A 17,837-nucleotide genomic window follows, 5' to 3' on the forward strand; every position below is an offset into this window, starting at 1 on the left:
TTGAAATCCGCTGGCGCGCAGCCTAAACCAAGCCCATGGTCAAACCCGCCTTTTCTCACGTCACCCAATGGGTGTTCGATCTGGATAACACCCTCTACCCGCCCCATATGCGCCTGTTCGATCAGATCGAGGTGCTGATGACCGACTACGTGGTGCAGGCCATCGGCGTCGACCGGGCCGAGGCGGATCGGCTGCGCGGCCATTACTGGCGCGAATACGGCACCACGCTGGCCGGTCTGATGGCCGAGCATGATCTGGACCCCGATCCCTATCTGCACGCGGTTCACCAGGTCGACATGAGCCATATGGACCCCGACGCGGAACTGGCCGACCACATCCGTTCTCTGCCCGGCCGCCGTATCGTCTATACCAATGGTAGCGCGCCCTATGCCGAGCGGGTTCTGGCGGCACGCGGTCTGAGCGGGCTGTTTGATGCGATCTATGGGATCGAACATGCGGGCTATCGACCAAAGCCCCAGAAAGCTGCGTTCGAGGCAATCTTTGCCAAGGACGGGATCGACGCCAAACAAGCCGCCATGTTCGAAGATGACCCGCGCAATTTGGCCGCTCCGCATGCGATGGGAATGCGCACCGTCCACGTCGCGCCCGAGCCGCAAGAGGCCGATCACATCCATCATCACACCGACGACCTGACCGCGTTTCTGGCCCGCCTGCGATAGGCTGTCACACTGCGACCATCTGTGTATTTCGCGGGTGCAGCATCGCCCCTATATGCGCCTCAGCGACGAACAGAATCGGAGAAAACCATGAGCGCGATCGAGGTCCCTCGGCGCCTGCCCATCTGGCAGCGCCTGTTGTTTGCGATCCCCCTGTTTGGCTGGATGGCCAAGGACGTGGCCCAGAGCGACGGTGAGGATTGGGGTTATACGGCCCTGGCGATCTTCAGCATGTGGGGGTGTTCCATCTTGTTGTTCGGCCTGCCGGGTCTCTACATTCCCGCCGTGATGATGGTGCCGGTGATGTTCCTGATCCTCATCCTGATTTCACGCGGGTAAGGCACGGGACAGGATGTCACTTAGCACCCCGCACAGAACCGCACTAGGTTCTGCCCAAACGGAGGCCAAGCCCATGACAGATAGCTGTGACATCCTGATTTCAGGCGGTGGAATCGCCGGTTTGACCGCTGCGGCGGCTTTCGGAACAGCCGGGTTCGACGTGATCTGCGTCGACCCCACCCCTCCGGTGACGGAACGCGACGTGGACGGGTCCGACATGCGGACCACGGCCTTCCTGCAACCGGCGCACGGGCTTTTGGATCAATGCGGGCTGTGGGCGCGACTGGATGCCCATGCCGCCCCGCTGCAGATCATGCGCATCGTGGACGCGGGCGGAGATGTGCCCGAACCCCGCGTCGTGCGTGATTTCAACGCCGCCGATATCTCGGACCAGCCCTTCGGATGGAACCTGCCCAACTGGCTGTTGCGGCGCGAGATGGTGGCGCGTTTGGCCGAACTGCCCAACGTGGATTTTCGCCCCGGCACCGGCACGGTCAGCCTGTTCACTCGCACCAATGAAGCGCGCGTGAGCTTGAGCGACGGCAGCCGTATCCGCTGCAAGCTGGTCGTGGCCGCAGACGGGCGCAATTCGCCCATGCGCGAGGCGGCGGGCATCCAGATCCACACCACGCGCTACGGCCAAAAGGCTCTGGCCTTTGCCGTCACGCATCCGATCCCACACGAAAACGTCTCGACCGAAATACACCGTTCAGGCGGGCCGTTCACACTGGTTCCCCTGCCCGACTGGCAGGGTCAGCCTTCGTCGGCGATTGTGTGGATGGAGCGTGGGCCGCGTGCAGTTGAATTGCTGAACACTGAACCCGACGCGTTCGAGGCGCTGATGACCGAACGGTCCTGCGGGTTGTTCGGGCCGCTGAAACTGGCCTCGCGCCGGACGATCTGGCCGATCATCAGCCAATCGGCCGAGCGCCTGTCAGGCGAGCGTATCGCCCTGATGGCCGAGGCCGCCCATGTGGTTCCGCCCATCGGCGCACAGGGGCTGAACATGTCCTTGGGCGATCTGCGCAGCCTTCTAGACCTTGCGCAAGCCCGCCCCGAGGGGCTGGGCGACGCGCAGATGTTGGACACCTATCACAAGTCCCGCCACACCGAGATCGAGATGCGCGTGAAGGGAATCGACCTGCTGAACCGCGCCTCGATGATCGAGGCACGGCCGCTGCGTGACGCACGAGCGATGGGGTTGAATGCGCTCTATTCCCTGCCGCCGGTGCGCAAGACGCTGATGCAGATGGGTCTGGGCGTGCGCTGACCCGCGCCTAGATCACCTGATCCAGCACGCGCTTCAGACGTGCGATTGTGCCATCCACATCATAGAGCTTGTCCAACCCGAACAGACCCAAACGGAAAGTACTGAACCCCTCGGGCTCATCACATTGCAGAGGCACGCCCGCCGCAATCTGCATCCCCAAAGCCGCAAATTTCTTGCCGTTCTGCACTTCGGGGTCGCCCGTGTAGCTGACAACAACGCCCGGCGCGCCGAACCCATCAGCCGCGACCGAGACAACGCCCTTGTCCTTCAGCATCGCGCGGACGCCATTGCCCAACGCCCACTGCGCCTCGCGTAGCTTTTCAAACCCATAATCACGGGTTTCAAGCATCGTGTCCCGGAAATCCTTCAGCGAATCCGTCGGCATCGTCGCGTGATAGGCGTGACCACCGCCCTCATAGGCCTGCATGATCTGCCGCCACTTTTTCAGATCCACGGCGAAACTGTCCGAATTGGTCTGTTCCAACCGCGTCTCGGCCCGTTCGGATAGCATCACCAGACCCGCGCAAGGCGTTGCGCTCCACCCTTTCTGCGGGGCCGAGATCAGGACGTCCACGCCTGTCGCCTTCATGTCGACCCAAGCACAGCCCGACGCAATACAATCCAGCACCATCAGCGCGCCGACCTCATGCGCCGCCGCAGCCATGGCGGTCACGTAATCGTCCGGTAGAATAACCCCGGCCGACGTTTCCACATGCGGAGCAAAAACCACATCTGGGCGCTGATCGCGAATGGTCGCCACGACCTCGTCAATCGGTGCCGGCGCGAAAGGAGACGGGCTGGAATTGCCGGTTTGCCGCGCCTTGAGCACAGTGGCCGAGGCCGTCAACCCGCCGGTCTCGATGATCTGGCTCCAGCGATACGAGAACCAACCGTTGCGCACGACCACCACGTTTGCGTTGCGGGCAAACTGCCGCGCCACAGCTTCCATGCCATAGGTGCCGCCACCGGGGATGACCGCCACGCCATAGGCATTGTAAACACCGCGCAACATGTCCGAGATGTCGCGCATGACCTGCTGAAACTGTGCGGACATGTGGTTCAGAGATCGGTCAGTGAACACCACCGAAAACTCCTCAAGCCCATTGGGATCAACAGTATCCAAGAGCGCTGGCATATTTTGTCCTTTCGATTTTCACCCGACCACCTGAGGGTCAGTCCCGGCTATTGACCCTACGGAAGATGGTAACTTCAACAAAAAAATTACTTTTTTCTCTTTCAATCGGGCACTAAATGACGCCAAACAGTGTCAGCCGCCCTTTACACCCTGACGTGTTTCTGACCAGATACGCACACTTTGAAGCAGAAAGGTATTTCTAATCGTGACGGCGCAAAAGCGGATCAGTTTTCAGGTTGTACGTGACGAAGTAAAGCGGCGTATCGAAACCCGTATCTGGCCACAGGGGTCGCTGCTACCAACGGAAACGCAATTGGCCGAGGAGTTCAATTGCGCGCGGGCGACGGTGAACCGGGCGCTGCGTGAATTGGCAGATCAGGGTTTTGTCGAACGCAAACGTAAAAGCGGCACGCGCGTTAAAAAAGAGCCGAGCAAACATGCTAAGCTGGAGTTCTCGCTGGCGCGTCAGTCGGTTGAAAGCCAGAACTCAACCTATCGATACGCTCTTGTCGAAAGGAATGTGGTCCCCAGCCCGGGTTGGTTGGCATCGCAGCTTAGCGTATCGCCTGATGTAAAAGTTCTGCACGTCATCTGTATGCACTACGCTGACAACCGGCCTTTTCAGCTTGAAGAACGCTGGATCAATATCGACGCCGTCCCCGAGGTCGAGCACGCCAATCTGAACGATCACGGCCCGCATGAATGGCTGCTGAACGCAGCCCCCTTTACCGAGGCCGAGGTGGCGTTCTGCGCAATTTCTGCTGATGGACGGCTGGCAGAGTTCATGGGCACGACGGCGGGGACCTCGATGATTCAGCTTGAGCGGACGACATGGAAAGATGGTCAACCCATGACATTTGCTCGGATGACGCACCATCCCGGCTATTGCATCAGAACCAAATACTGACTAGCCGATCGGCCCCGGCAAGCGTTCTTCACTGAGCAAAACATTGGCCTCGACATCGCCTGCACCGGGGAGGGTCATGATCCGACGGCGCAGCACCCGTTCGAAATCGGCCAGATCGCGCGCCACGACGCGCAGACGGTAGTCATATAGTCCCAGAACATGCTCGACCGTCTGAACCTCGGGGATGGCGCTGACGGCACGTTCGAAATCCTCCAGGCTGATCTGACCCTTGCGGGCCAGTTTGACGCCCAGAAACACCGTAACTCCAAACCCAAGCGCCTCGGCGGTTAGGCGCAGGCGCCGGCCTTTGATAACCCCTGCGTCTTCCAGACGACGGATGCGCCTCCATGTGGCGGGTTGGGACAGGCCCAGTTTGCGTCCCAGCGCCCCGGCGCTTTGGGATGCGTCCCGCACGAGCGCACGCAGAATTTTGCGGTCGATTTCATCCAACTCGTTCATACCGGCAGCACCACGTCGCTTTTGACCCGCGCGATATGCATCAACGCTTCGATATCCGCGATATGCGGCAAGGTGAGGATCTGATCGCGGTAGAGCTGCTGATAGTGCGACATGTCCCGCGCCAACACGGACAGGCGTACATCGACACGACCCAAAAAGGTCTGAATCTCGATCACTTCGGCCACGCTACGCGCGGCTGCGGTGAATTCGTCAAACGCACGGGGCTGGGTCTTGTCCAAAGTCACCCGCAACGAGACCTCGACAGCATAGCCTAAAGCCGACCAGTCTATGACGGCCTCCTGCCCCTCTATAATGCCAGCCTCCTGCATTTTTTCGATCCTGCGCCAGCACAGGCTTGTGCTGATGCGCGCGCGTTCCGCCAATTCTGCGGTCGAGAGGCTGGGATCGGCCTGAAAATGCCGCAGTAATCTGCGATCGACATCATCTAGCATGATTTTTTCACCAAGGAGTTAAAGCGAGAATAAATTCTCACGCCTGCCGGAATAATTCAAGTAAAACACCATCGCCTTCCCTGGCATGAGCCAGTAGAACCATCCTCAATCGAAAACAGAAAGGACCGGCGACATGCGCGTCTACTACGATCGCGATTGCGACATCAACCTGATCAAAGACAAGAAAGTGGCGATCTTGGGCTATGGCTCGCAAGGTCACGCCCACGCGCTGAACCTGCGCGACTCGGGTGCGAAGAACCTTGTTGTGGCGCTGCGCGAAGGCTCGGCCTCGGCCAAGAAAGCCGAAGCCGAAGGTCTGACCGTAATGGGTATCGCCGAAGCCGCCGCCTGGTGTGACCTGATCATGTTCACCATGCCCGATGAACTGCAGGCCGAAACCTACAAGAAATACGTGCATGACAACATCAAGCCCGGCGCGGCCATCGCGTTCGCCCATGGCCTGAACGTCCACTTTGGCCTGATTGAGCCGAAAGAAGGCGTCGACGTCATTATGATGGCCCCCAAAGGTCCCGGCCACACCGTGCGCGGCGAATACGTCAAAGGCGGTGGCGTGCCCTGTCTGGTGGCCGTCGACAAGGACGAAACCGGCAAGGCGCTGGAAATCGGCCTGTCCTATTGCTCGGCCATCGGTGGCGGTCGCTCGGGCATCATCGAGACCAACTTCCGCGAAGAATGCGAAACCGACCTGTTCGGCGAGCAGGCCGTTCTGTGCGGCGGTCTGGTTGAGCTGATCCGCTGCGGCTTTGAAACACTGGTCGAAGCCGGTTATGCGCCCGAAATGGCCTATTTCGAGTGTCTGCACGAAGTGAAGCTGATCGTGGACCTGATCTATGAAGGCGGCATCGCGAACATGGACTACTCGATCTCGAACACGGCTGAGTACGGCCAGTACGTCACCGGCCCGCGTATTCTGAAATACGACGAGACCAAAGCGCGTATGAAAGAGGTTCTCAGCGACATTCAGCAGGGCAAGTTCGTCCGCGACTTCATGCTGGAGAACGCCGTTGGCCAGCCGACCATCAAAGCGTCGCGCCGCGCCAATGACGAGCATATGATCGAGGAAACCGGTGCAAAACTGCGCGCCATGATGCCCTGGATCTCGGCCGGTAAAATGGTCGACAAAGAAAAGAACTGATCCCCACGGGATCACGCGAAAGGGCGGCCTTCGGGTCGCCTTTTTTGTCCCAATCGGAGGCCGCGCATGGTCGATCAACCCACATCCCGCGACTGGAGCGGCGTCATCGCACTTGGCCTGATATGGGGCGGCACCTTCATGGTCGTGGCTATGGCGTTGGAAGGGTACGGCCCCGTCACGGTTGCAACCGCGCGGACCACTTTGGGGGCAGTCACTTTGTTGGCAATGATGGCTGTGACTGGTCGCAAATTGCCTGCGGGCGATGCCAAGCTGTGGTCCTTCATTGCCATCATCGGCCTGCTATCGACCGCGTTGCCCTTTCTGTTGCTGAGCTGGGGGCAGCAATATGTGCCTTCGGCCTTTGCGGGGCTGTCGATGGCAGCGATTCCACTAATGGTACTACCGCTGGCGCATTTCTTCTCGGACGAGCCGTTGAATCTACGCAGATTTCTGGGCGTATCGCTGGGTTTTTCCGGGGCATTGGTGCTGATCGGCCCAGGTCTAACGCAGATCGGACAAGGCACGGAACCGCTGGCGCAACTGGCCTGTATCGGAGCGGCGCTTTGTTATTCCTGCGCATCGATCTTCACTCGACGTTGCCCACCGATTGATCCGGTCGCGTTGGCGGCATTGTCGCTGATGGTGGGGGCGGTTCTGTTGCTGCCCGTCATGCTGCTGACCGAGGGCATCCCGCAGTGGCAGGGCACGCGCCCCGGTCTGGCAATCATTGCGCTTGGCCTTCTACCCACTGCCTTCGCCACCCTATTGCGCGTGTCCATTATCCGTAGCGCGGGGTCGGTATTCCTGACGCTGGTTAACTATCAGGTGCCCATCTGGTCGATGGTCTTTGGCGCATGGATTCTGTCTGAGGCGTTGCCGCTGAGATTCTTCATCGCGCTGGCCATGATCCTGACCGGGCTGGCGATCAGCCAATGGTTCAGCCTACGCCGAATGCTGATTGGGCGTTAACCGGCGACAGCCTCGACCTCGGCGACGATGCCATCAACGACTTGGGTCAGCAGCGCATCGTCCTCGCATTCGACCATGACGCGGATCAGTGGCTCGGTCCCCGATTTGCGGATCAGCAAGCGCCCCTGCCCGTTCAGACGCGCCTCGGCATCAGCGATGGCCGCTTTGACGTTCGCAGTATCGAGCGGCGTTTGCCCTTCGCCGTAGCGCACATTCTTAAGTAATTGCGGGACCGTTTCGAATTGCACCGCAAGTTCCGAGGCTTTGCGGCCCGAATGCACCATCTCGGCCAGAAAATGCAGCCCCGCCATCAACCCGTCACCAGTGGTGGCATAGTCACTCATGACGATATGGCCAGATTGTTCGCCGCCCAGATTGAACCCGCCTTCGCGCATCCGTTCGACGACATAGCGGTCTCCAACCGCCGTCCGTTCCAACCGCAACCCAAGCGCGTTCAAATGCCGTTCCAACCCCAGATTGGACATAACTGTCGCCACCAAAGCACCGCCTTTAAGGCGGTCAGCCTCGGCCCAGCTCCCGGCCAGCAGAGCCATCAACTGGTCGCCATCCGCAACCTGCCCGTGTTCATCGACCATAACGACCCGGTCCGCATCGCCATCCAGACAGATGCCTACATCGGCACCATGGGCCACAACCGTCTCAGCCGCGAGTTGAGGTTTGGTCGAGCCGCAATTCAAGTTGATGTTTTTACCGTTTGGCGTGACGCCAACCGGGATGACCTCGGCCCCCAACTCCCAAAGAACCTCGGGCGCGGTGCGGTGGGCGGCCCCGTTGGCGCAATCAACCACCACCTTCAACCCATCCAGCCGAAGATCGCGCGACAGCGAGGATTTGACTCGCTCACCATAACGGAACCGCGCATCGTCCACCCGGCGCGCGCGGCCAATATTTTGCGCTTGCGCGGGTTTGACACCCTCTTCGATCAGACGCTCGATCTCAATCTCAGCCTGATCCGACAGTTTGAACCCGTCCGGGCCAAAGAACTTGATGCCGTTATCCTCGGCCGGGTTGTGGCTGGCCGAGATCATCACGCCCAGATCCGCCCGCATCGATCGCGTCATCAATCCAACCGCAGGCGTCGGCACCGGCCCCAGCAACAACACGTTCATCCCGGTCGAGGTCAGCCCCGCTGTCAGCGCATTTTCCAGCATGTACCCGGACAGGCGCGTGTCCTTGCCAATAACCACGCGGTGCGCACCGGATTGATCGCGGCGGAAATACCGGCCTACGGCCGCTCCCATGCGCAGGGCCATCTCAGCCGTGATCGGATGGGTATTGGCAGTGCCCCGCACCCCGTCGGTTCCGAACAGCTTGCGCATTGGTCTCTCTCCGTCGTTTCTTGCCTGCGACCGGATTACCGGACGGCAGCCCACAGACGCAAGGCCTGAGCGGTCTCAGCCACGTCGTGAACCCGCAGGATCTGTACCCCTTGTGCCAGACCAGCCAGCCCAACCGCAATCGAACCGGGCGCGCGGGCGTCCTTGCGCGTCTCTTTGCCGATCTGCCCGATGAACCCCTTGCGCGACACACCCAATAGGATTGGGCATCCCAACCCGTGAAACAGGCTGAGATTGCGCAACAGAGTTGCGTTGTGGTCCACGGACTTGCCAAAACCGATACCCGGATCGACAATGATCTGGTTGCGGTTCAGACCAAGGGCCTCCAGATACTGCACCTGATCGTTCAAGAAGTCATACACGTCTAGCAGCACGTCATTATATCTGGGATCGTCCTGCATGTTGGTCGGGTCGCCCTGCATATGCATGACGCAGACCGGTGCCCCAACTTCTGCGCAGAACGGGGCCAAGTCTGGATCGAAAGTAAAGCCCGAGACATCGTTGATCAGGCCAGCCCCCGCCTGCCACGCCGCCTTTGCGACGCTGGCTTTGCGCGTGTCGATCGAAATCAGCGCTTTGGTCCGCTCGCAGATCGCTTGGATCAGGGGCTTGGTGCGGGCGATCTCTTCGTCCTCTGGGACAAACGCGGCTCCGGGTCGGGTGGATTCGCCGCCGATATCCAGGATCGTCGCATCTTGCCCAACCATTTGCTCCGCCGCGTCCCGGGCAGTTTGCACCGAATTGTGTACCCCACCGTCCGAGAAACTGTCTGGCGTTGCATTCAAGATGCCCATGATGTGCGGGCAGTTCATATCCAGCCCTGCAATGGGCGCGCGGGGACGCGAAAGGATGGCCAGAATCTCATCAGGCACGTCCTGCACTGCGACAACAGAGGCGTTTTCCGTCCGTCTCAAGCGTTCCACATGGGTAAACCACAGCGCTTGTCCGGCCAAAGTCACGGCCCCTTCAGGACGCCGAGCGCCGTTCTGAACCAAAGGTCTGTAGTAGGTGGTCACAGTTGCGCCTGATCCACAGAGACAGCGCGCAATGGTGTTTTAGGGTCGTCTGGCAGTGCGCCTCCAATGACCATCATCTCGCTGGCTTCAAATGTGGCCGCAAACCAGGCCGCCAGCGCCACCGCGTCCGACGGCGCGGCCGAGGGACCATCAACCGCATCCAGCACGATCTTGGACGGGGCCCAAACGCAAATCTGCCCGTTCTTCATCGCCCAATCCAGCTCGGTCCGGGTCGAGACAACAACGCAGCGGTGATCCCGCGCGGCCAGAACCCAGGCATTTTGTTCGATCGCCAAAAGATCGATCCGACGCTGGGTCATCGCATGACCCGTCTGGGGAACAGCCAAGTCTGCACTTCCAACGCACAGGATAAGCGGGCGTTGCCGGTTCTCAAGCTGGTCGATCCAACCGGTTAGATTGCCCGAGGCAATCGCCTCGTTCGACAGGAAGACAAGACGTGGATGGGGACGTTCTTCCTCGACCACGTCGTGGTGCACAGCATCCTTGCCACGCACAATCTCGACCCCCAGTGCGCCAGGCCCGCGATCCAGTTTTTCAATTCGAACAAAAGCTTTTACAGCCTGCGGTTCAAGCAAAATACGCTCGGCAACACGCTCTGCCAATGTTTCCAGCAGGTTCAACCGCTCGGCAGCCAGTTCAAAGGCAATCGCCTCGGTCACGCGGTCATAGGACAGGATGCGGTCAACATCGTCATCAATCGCATCGGTCAAAGGCCGCACCTCGACCACAATGTTGAAGCAGATGCGCTGTGTGGTCCCACGTTCGGCCTGAAAGGCACCGATCTCGACCTCAACAATGTGATCCCTCAGCGAGATTCGATCCAAAGGCTCTCCGGCGGCCATCGCTTCGGACCGTTCCGAAGGGTGCGCAAAGGCGAGGCGGATTTCAGAACTCATAAGACGGACCTTCTCGGGCATTGGGACTGATCTGCCCAAATTAGACATTGCGGGCGCGTATAGCACCGCAACAAACGCCTTTCCAGTCGTCGAATGCGTCGTCAGGTGACGCGAAACCAGCTCATCATCCCCGATGCGGCATGGCCCAACATGTGACAATGCAACAGCCAACTGCCCGGATTATCCGCAACCAGAGCGACCTGTCGGGTTTGCCCCCGCCCCAGCAGGACGGTGTCGCGCCACGGACCAAGGCTGCCATCCGACAAGATGATACGGAAATGATGGCCATGCATGTGCATCGCATGGGGAAACGCCGTCTGGTTGGCAAACTTGATCTGGTGGGTTTCCCCCAGTCGGGTGTCCAGAAACGGGTCCTTGGGGCGTTCAGCATATCCGTTCAACGCCCAAAACCGCCCAAGTTGGGCCAGTTCCTGCCCCGTCAGCTCGGTTTCGCCCAGCTTGGCCGAGCTGAGCCAACGCATCGCGCCGCCCTGCATCTCCATCCGATGCAGTGGTGCACTATCCGTGGATATCACCGGCAGAGGATTGGGCGGCAGCGCCGCGATGCCGGATCGCACCGCTCTGCCCGCACCCGACACGTCAAAGCGGACCAGGCCGAAACCACCGTCACGCTCAAAGCTGACAAGGCTGGCGGTTTCTGAGGCCAAGGCGCGCACGTCAACGATCATGTCTGCCCGTTGCGCCGGCCCCAGCGGGAAGGTGTCGGTAATCTCCAGCGGGGTCTCCAACGGCATCCCGTCCAGCGCCACGATCCAGCCGGTCAGCCCATCTATACCCAGATCGAATATCCGAGCATTCGAGGCGTTGATCAGACGCAGGCGCAGCCGCTCGGCCGCACCCACCTGATACGAGGGATCCAACTGACCATTTACGGTAATGATATTACCCAGCCGCCCGGCATGGCTGAGGTCATGTCCATTGTCGAAATCATCCGTTATCTGCCCGGTTTCCTGGTCCAGCCGCCAGTCATCCAGCATCAACGTCAGATCCCGATCGACGTCTGGCGCGTCAGGCTCTTCGACGATCAGCGGGCCATAAAGGCCACGGGCCACCTGTTCAACCGTGCGATTGTGTGAGTGATACCAATAGGTTCCGGCATCAGGGACAGCAAAGTCATAGTCGAACGCGCCCCCGGACTCGATGACATCCTGCGTCAGCCCCGGCACACCGTCCATCGCATTGTCAATTCGAATGCCGTGCCAATGCACTGACGTGGCCTGAGGCAGAGCATTCGACACCCTGCGCTGCACGCGCCCGCCTTGCGGTACGCGGATTTCTGTACCCGGTACGGTTCCGCCAAAGCCCCAAACCGGTGTTTTCGGGAATTCCACCGGCGCAATCTGTTGCGCCGCTTCGCGCGCCACTAGTTCTGGAAACGCAGCCAAGCCCACTTTTGGAAAGGCAGATAGGGCAGCAGACGCGCCCAGGAATTGTCGACGGTTAAACAGCATTATGAGCCTCCTGGCCCATAACATAGATCATCCAACGCCCCGCGCCATCAGGGTTCCAGCGCGGGTGCGTCAGTTAGTTGCTAGCCGTCCGATAATTGTGGCGATAGAAAATATGCACACCAATCCGAGCCGTTTCCTTGTAGACCCGCGCCCAGGACGGTTTCACCGCCTTGGTATGATAATGGGTCGCCCCTTCGGTCAGCGCATCGCTGAGGCCGTCAATCGCGGCACGGGCTACTTTGGACACCCGCTCATAGGCTTTTTTCTCTCGGATCACTTCCTTGCGGCCATCACAAGTATAAGTGAACTGGCACTGGTATTTCTTGCCGGTCCCTTGCTTGATCACCCCACACAGCGTGTCCGGAAAGCGGCTGCTGTCTACACGGTTCATGATGACCTCAGCCACGGCAAATTGACCGCGCACGCTTTCCCCACGCGCTTCGAAGTAAAGCGCCTCGGCCAGGCATTTGAAGTGCTCATCCCCGGTTGCGGCGGGCTGGTCATCCAGCCAGTCCTTGGAGTAGGATATTTTCTGCTGTTCAAGTACCTTTCGGGGCTTGAACAAATTCAAGTATTCGCGGAAGTTTTGACCGGGCAGTTCAGTCCGAGTCACAAGTTCACGCTTGGCAGTATCAGTGGTTTCCCTCTCAGCGACGGAAACACTTGGCAGCACGGTTGCCGCCAATGTGGCAGCAGCCAGTATGTATCGTAGCATTCAGATAACCTCGCACAGGCACATTCGGCGCCATACCCTCCCCCGGCGGGCGCGACGAGGCTCATACCGAATTGAATCGGAAACGTCCAGTTTTCTAAAAAAAGCAAGTGGAAAATCGCCGTAACGTCAAAAATATATGACGACGGTGTGATTTGTTTCCTACTAATCCTAGCGGACTGTGCCGCTGTCAACCCCCAAGTCTGGACGAAATCGCCAGTTGCGCGGCAGCCAGCCGAGCGACCGGGACCCGGAAGGGTGAACAGGAGACATAGTCGAATCCAAGCGCACGGCAGATGGCGATTGATTCGGGGTTTCCGCCATGTTCACCACAGACCGATAGGGTCACGTCCGGTTTAACTTGCCGCCCCCTCTCAGCGCCCAGTTTCAGCAGTTCTCCCACGCCATCCGAATCCAACACGTGGAATGGGTCTTCGGCGAATACACCCTGCTGGACATAGGCCGACATAAAGCGTCCGGCATCGTCGCGCGACAGGCCGTAAGTCATCTGGGTCAGGTCGTTGGTACCGAAGCTCAGAAACGCAGTCTGCGGCGCAATCTCATCGGCGCGCAGACAGGCACGCGGGGTTTCGACCATGACACCCAACCGATATTCAAACTCTTGCCCGCGCTCAGCCGCGACCGAGGCGGCAACCGTGTCGATGCGCGATTTGACGAGCTCGACCTCGCGCTTGGCCGAAACCAGAGGGATCATCACCTCGGGCACAACTGGTGCGCCGTTCTTGCTGGCCTCAAGCGTCGCCTCAAAGATGGCGCGGGCCTGCATGTCGTAAATCTCAGGCACGGTCACGCCCAGACGGACGCCGCGCAAACCCAACATGGGGTTATATTCGGTCATTGCGTCCACCCGGCGTTCAACGTCCGAGACCGGCAGATCCAGCGCTTCGGCCAGCTCACGCTGACCGCTGCGAGTGGTGGGCAGGAACTCATGCAATGGTGGGTCGAACAGGCGGATACAGACGGGTTGGCCTTCCATAATGCGGAACAGTTCGACAAAGTCTTCGCGCTGCATCGGCAAAAGGCGTTCCAGCACCGCCGCGCGACCCGAAGAGGTTTGCGCGAAGATCATCTCGCGCATCACGATCAGACGACCGGGATCAAAGAACATGTGTTCAGTCCGGCACAGTCCTATACCCTGCGCCATAAAGTTGCGTGCAGTCTGTGCGTCGGCAGGTGTGTCGGCATTGGCGCGGATGGCAATGTCACGCTCCGCGTCAGCCCAGCCCATAAGCGTTTGAAAACAATCGTCCAGGGCGGCTTCAAGCATTGCGGGCTGCCCTGCCAGAACCTGGCCCGAACTACCGTCGATTGTCAGAACATCCCCGGTTTTGAACATCCGACCATCCGGTGCGGTCAGCAGCTTCTTCTTGGTCTGGAATCGCATCTCGGACGCGCCGACTATGCAGGGCAGACCCAGACCACGGCCAATCACCGCCGCGTGGCTGGTCATCCCGCCCTTCTCGGTTAACACGGCAACAGCTGCGTGCATCCCGCGCACATCCTCCGGCGCGGTTTCGCGGCGGACCAGAATACAGGGTTCACCCCGTGCGGCGCTGGCCTGTGCCTCGGCGGCTGTGAACACGATCTTGCCAGTAGCAGCACCCGGACTGGCGGCAATCCCGGTGGTCAGGACGTCGCGCTGCGCGTCTGGGTGAACCTGACGGTGCAACAACTCGTTCAGCGAATGCGGATCGACTCGCATCACGGCCTCTTGCGGCGGTATGATGCCGTCTTCGGCCAGACGCACGGCAATCCGGACCGCCGCCCGAGCGCTGCGTTGCACCCGCACACCGTCCAGAATATGGACATGACCGTTTTCGATCACGAACTCGACCTGCATCTCCTCGCGTAGCTTGGCTCGCATCTGCGCGGCATGTGCCTTCAGGTCAGCAAACGCGTCAGGCGCAACCTCTTCGAGAGATTTCCCGCGCGGGTCCTTTTCAAGATAGAGCGCGGCCACCCCTTCCCCCAGCGCATCGCGGCCCTGGCTCTGGCTCAGATAGCGACCGGTGATCTGCGGCATTCCTGTTGTCGGATCAATAAGTTGCAACACGCCCGACCCGCATTCTCCCTGACCGACGCCGGGTATCATCTCTTGAATCACAAGGCCCAGCCCGGCATCCGCGGGCGCACCTTTGGCCTGCCGCAGCAACCGCGCCGAAGTTCCATCCCACGCCCGCGCCATCGAGCGCAAAACCGCAACCAATTGCTCGCCCCGGTCCTGCGGAAAGCTTTCATCCGTCTCGTCTTCGTAGGCGCGCAGGGATTGTTGCAGACCTTCGCGCCCGTCCGCGTCGATCTCGTCAAACAAATCCGCGTCCAGACGTGCCACGTGGATCGCGTAGCTTTGGACAAAACGCAGGTACAAAGCTGCCGCAGCCTCGACGCCCATCGAATCCGACAGGTCCACATAGCGCGCGTCGTTCATCCCGATATTCAGAATTGCGCCGGGACCACCCCAATCGGGGTCTTCAGAGCTGGGACGGACACACAACAGATCCGTCTGCGCGAACTGCTCCAGAATAGCGTCGATATCAGGAACTTGGCCCTGCGCAATGTTCTGCACCGCATCAAAAGACAGAGCCACGGTGCGCGGAACCGGCATATCCAGACGCACAAGCCGTTGCAGGCACTTCGCACGCCCCCCGTGCGACGAAGCGGTCACGGGTGCTGTGGGCGTAATTAATGTAGTATGCGGGTTATTCTGCACTGCGGCACCTTTTGTTTGCCCGCAGCATAAGCCCCTGCACCAATGGCGCAAGGGCGATCTGGATCAGCCCTCGATCTTGCTGAGGTCCGCGACGCGCGCGCAGACCTGCCGGATCTGGCTGAGCAGGTTCAGGCGGTTGCGCCGCAGGATGTCATTGTCGGTATTGACCTGAACATCCTCGAAGAAGGCATCTACCGGACCGCGCAGTGCGGCCATAGCGGTCATGGCTGCGGGGAAATCCTCGGCCTTCTGCGCGGCTTCGATCTTACCTTGCGCGTTATCCAGCGCCGCAAACAGCGCCTTTTCGCTGTCGGTCTCGGCGAATTTCACATCCGCACCGTAGGAATACTCGACCCCGTCCTTTTCCTCGGCCTGTGTGAGGATGTTGTTGGCGCGTTTGAAGCCCTGAACAAGGTTCTCGCCATCCTCGGTCGCGATCACCGCGTTCAGAGCACGAGCGCGTTTGACCAACAGGTTGAGGTCATCATTGCCGTCCATCGCGATACAGGCGTCGATGATGTCGTGGCGGATGCCCTCGTCTCGCAGGAACACCTTGAGGCGGTCGTGGAAGAAGGACAGCAGGTCCGCCGGAGCATTGCTGACGATCGCTGTCGCGGCTTCGACCTGATGAGCCAGCCCATGAACCTCTTGCGCGGCGGCCTCAGCATCCTCGGCCTTGGCTTGTTTCGCCTTGGCCTCTAGCAGGGCTGCCTGCCATTCGGGCAGTTTCAGCAAGCTTCCCAATGCCGATGCGAAGGTGTCATTCAGCGACAGTCGCAAATTGTTGTTCAAGATCAACCGGATCACCCCAAGCGCTGCGCGGCGCAGGGCAAACGGGTCTTTCGATCCCGTCGGCTTTTCGTCAATCGCCCAGAACCCGGTCAGCGTGTCCAGCTTGTCTGCCAGCGCCACCGCCACGGAAACCGGCGCGGTCGGCACATCATCCGACGGGCCAAGCGGCGAGTAATGCTCCTGACCGGCCTGCCCCACCTCGGCTGGCAATTCGGCAGCCTGAGCGTAGTAGCGGCCCATCAAGCCCTGCAATTCGGGAAATTCGAACACCATCTCGGATGACAGATCGGCCTTACACGCCTGTGCGGCCATCATCGCCAGTGCGGGCGTCGCACCCGTTGCCCCGGCCAGTTCATGCGCCAGCGCGGCGATGCGCAGAACCCGCTCGCCCTGCGAGCCCAGTTCGGCATGGAACGTCACCGCATTCAGTTTCTCGACCCAAGGTTCGAACCCGTCGGACTTGACGATGCGCAGGTCGTTCTCCCAGAAGAACTTCGCATCCGCCAGCCGGGCGGACAGCACCTTTTGGTTCCCTGCCAGAATGGTCGCACCATTGTCGGCGGTTTCGCGGTTGGCGACGGTTATGAACTTTTCAATCCGACCGGTCTTGGGGTTCTTCACCGAAAAGAACTTCTGATGTTCTTTCATCGAGGTCTGCAGAACCTCAGGGGGCAGGTCCAGAAATTCGTCATCGATCTTACCCATCAGAACCACCGGCCATTCGACCAGACCGGCAACCTCAGCCAGCAGGCCCTTGTCATCGACCACTTCCAGACCGGCAGCAAAGGCCATGTTCTGCGCGTCGTTCCAGATATGCTCGGCCCGGTCCGCAGGGTTCAGGTCCACAAAGGCGCGTTTAAGTTTGGCGGAATAGTCTTCGAAAGACGTGACCGAGAACCGATCCGGAGCCATGAAACGGTGCCCCCCCGTGGTATCCCCGGATTTGATCCCATCAACCTCAAGCGGCACGACCTGAGCGCCCGCCTCATCCGACAGAATGCACAGGATCGAATGCAAAGGGCGCACCCAGCGCAGCGGGCCGCTGCCCCAGCGCATCGACTTGGGCCATGGGAAATTGCGGATGGTGGCCTCAAGCACTTCGGCCACGATCTCGGCTGCCGGGCGACCGGCTTTTTCGATGGTGGCGAAATAAACCGCGCCCTTGGGGGTGTCGCGTTCTTCCAGCTGATCACGGGTCAGACCCGCACCGCGCAGGAAGCCTTCGATGGCTTTGTCCGGGGCGGCGACCTTTGGGCCCTTGCGTTCTTCGCGGATGGTTGGGCTTTCCGCCAGCAGCCCCTCAACCGCCAGAGTCAGGCGGCGCGGCGTGGTCAGCGCTGCGGCCCCGGCATAGGTCAGACCGGCCTCGACCAGACCATCGGTAATCCGCTTTTTCAGATCCTCACCGGCACGGGCTTGCATCCGTGCGGGGATTTCCTCGGAAAACAGTTCGATCAGCAGGTCGGGCATGGTCG

General features: G+C 60.1%; 16 protein-coding genes. 6 read left to right on the forward strand and 10 right to left on the reverse strand.

Annotated features, from left to right (window positions below; genetic code table 11):
• Positions 1 to 35: 35 nt before the first annotated feature.
• The 3 genes from ACR0CA_RS05805 (at position 36) to ACR0CA_RS05815 (ending at position 2,286) form a co-directional block, all read left to right on the forward strand.
• Positions 36 to 680 carry a pyrimidine 5'-nucleotidase gene (locus tag ACR0CA_RS05805; RefSeq protein WP_170769420.1) on the forward strand — a complete coding sequence of 215 codons (645 nt, stop codon included), beginning with the start codon at positions 36 to 38 and terminating at the stop codon, positions 678 to 680.
• A gap of 87 nt (positions 681 to 767) precedes the next feature.
• Entirely contained in the window at positions 768 to 1,016 is a 249-nt protein-coding gene (locus ACR0CA_RS05810; RefSeq protein WP_170769419.1) for a hypothetical protein, read from the forward strand.
• Between the two features lie 73 nt (positions 1,017 to 1,089).
• On the forward strand, positions 1,090 to 2,286 hold the full coding sequence (locus ACR0CA_RS05815) for a UbiH/UbiF family hydroxylase (protein WP_480503023.1): 1,197 nt from the start codon (positions 1,090 to 1,092) through the stop codon (positions 2,284 to 2,286).
• Between the two features lie 7 nt (positions 2,287 to 2,293).
• On the opposite strand, the gene ACR0CA_RS05820 is transcribed toward ACR0CA_RS05815, so the two are convergent.
• Complete coding sequence (locus tag ACR0CA_RS05820; protein ID WP_480897745.1) at positions 2,294 to 3,421, reverse strand: aminotransferase class V-fold PLP-dependent enzyme; 1,128 nt, start codon at positions 3,419 to 3,421, stop codon at positions 2,294 to 2,296.
• Positions 3,422 to 3,626: 205 nt separating this feature from the next.
• Between ACR0CA_RS05820 and ACR0CA_RS05825 the strand changes: the two genes are divergently transcribed.
• Positions 3,627 to 4,328: a GntR family transcriptional regulator gene (locus ACR0CA_RS05825; protein ID WP_170769416.1), complete on the forward strand. Its 702-nt coding sequence runs from the start codon at positions 3,627 to 3,629 to the stop codon at positions 4,326 to 4,328.
• On the opposite strand, the gene ACR0CA_RS05830 is transcribed toward ACR0CA_RS05825, so the two are convergent.
• Complete coding sequence (locus tag ACR0CA_RS05830) at positions 4,329 to 4,787, reverse strand: Lrp/AsnC family transcriptional regulator (RefSeq protein ID WP_480897747.1); 459 nt, start codon at positions 4,785 to 4,787, stop codon at positions 4,329 to 4,331.
• Complete coding sequence (locus ACR0CA_RS05835; RefSeq protein ID WP_170769414.1) at positions 4,784 to 5,239, reverse strand: Lrp/AsnC family transcriptional regulator; 456 nt, start codon at positions 5,237 to 5,239, stop codon at positions 4,784 to 4,786. The genes ACR0CA_RS05830 and ACR0CA_RS05835 overlap by 4 nt, the downstream gene beginning before the upstream one ends.
• A gap of 133 nt (positions 5,240 to 5,372) precedes the next feature.
• Here ACR0CA_RS05835 and ilvC point away from each other — a divergent pair, with 133 nt between their 5' ends.
• Both ilvC and ACR0CA_RS05845 read left to right on the forward strand, forming a co-directional pair.
• Entirely contained in the window at positions 5,373 to 6,395 is a 1,023-nt protein-coding gene (ilvC, locus tag ACR0CA_RS05840; RefSeq protein WP_170769413.1) for a ketol-acid reductoisomerase, read from the forward strand.
• 66 nt (positions 6,396 to 6,461) lie between these two features.
• Positions 6,462 to 7,364, forward strand: a complete 903-nt coding sequence (locus tag ACR0CA_RS05845; RefSeq protein WP_170788474.1) for a DMT family transporter — start codon at positions 6,462 to 6,464, stop codon at positions 7,362 to 7,364.
• Here ACR0CA_RS05845 and glmM read toward each other — a convergent pair.
• The 7 genes from glmM to glyS all read right to left on the reverse strand — a co-directional run bounded on the left by glmM (position 7,361) and on the right by glyS (position 17,832).
• A complete protein-coding gene (glmM, locus tag ACR0CA_RS05850) occupies positions 7,361 to 8,704 on the reverse strand; it encodes a phosphoglucosamine mutase (protein ID WP_170788473.1) in 1,344 nt (447 codons plus the stop codon). The two genes, ACR0CA_RS05845 and glmM, sit on opposite strands and share 4 nt — an antisense overlap.
• Before the next feature lie 35 nt (positions 8,705 to 8,739).
• On the reverse strand, positions 8,740 to 9,738 hold the full coding sequence (folP, locus tag ACR0CA_RS05855; protein WP_170788472.1) for a dihydropteroate synthase: 999 nt from the start codon (positions 9,736 to 9,738) through the stop codon (positions 8,740 to 8,742).
• The gene (locus tag ACR0CA_RS05860) at positions 9,735 to 10,655 is read right to left on the reverse strand and encodes a dihydroneopterin aldolase (protein WP_170769409.1); all 921 of its coding nucleotides are present in this window, start codon (positions 10,653 to 10,655) and stop codon (positions 9,735 to 9,737) included. The genes folP and ACR0CA_RS05860 overlap by 4 nt, the downstream gene beginning before the upstream one ends.
• Before the next feature lie 101 nt (positions 10,656 to 10,756).
• Positions 10,757 to 12,127, reverse strand: a complete 1,371-nt coding sequence (locus ACR0CA_RS05865) for a multicopper oxidase family protein (protein WP_480897749.1) — start codon at positions 12,125 to 12,127, stop codon at positions 10,757 to 10,759.
• Positions 12,128 to 12,200: 73 nt separating this feature from the next.
• Entirely contained in the window at positions 12,201 to 12,842 is a 642-nt protein-coding gene (locus tag ACR0CA_RS05870) for a cell wall hydrolase (protein WP_170769407.1), read from the reverse strand.
• A 187-nt stretch (positions 12,843 to 13,029) separates the two neighbouring features.
• A complete protein-coding gene (locus ACR0CA_RS05875; RefSeq protein WP_480897750.1) occupies positions 13,030 to 15,525 on the reverse strand; it encodes a putative PEP-binding protein in 2,496 nt (831 codons plus the stop codon).
• A gap of 108 nt (positions 15,526 to 15,633) precedes the next feature.
• On the reverse strand, positions 15,634 to 17,832 hold the full coding sequence (gene glyS / locus ACR0CA_RS05880; RefSeq protein WP_480897752.1) for a glycine--tRNA ligase subunit beta: 2,199 nt from the start codon (positions 17,830 to 17,832) through the stop codon (positions 15,634 to 15,636).
• Between the last annotated feature and the right edge of the window lie 5 nt (positions 17,833 to 17,837).

Source organism: Ruegeria sp. F12, from assembly GCF_056533885.1.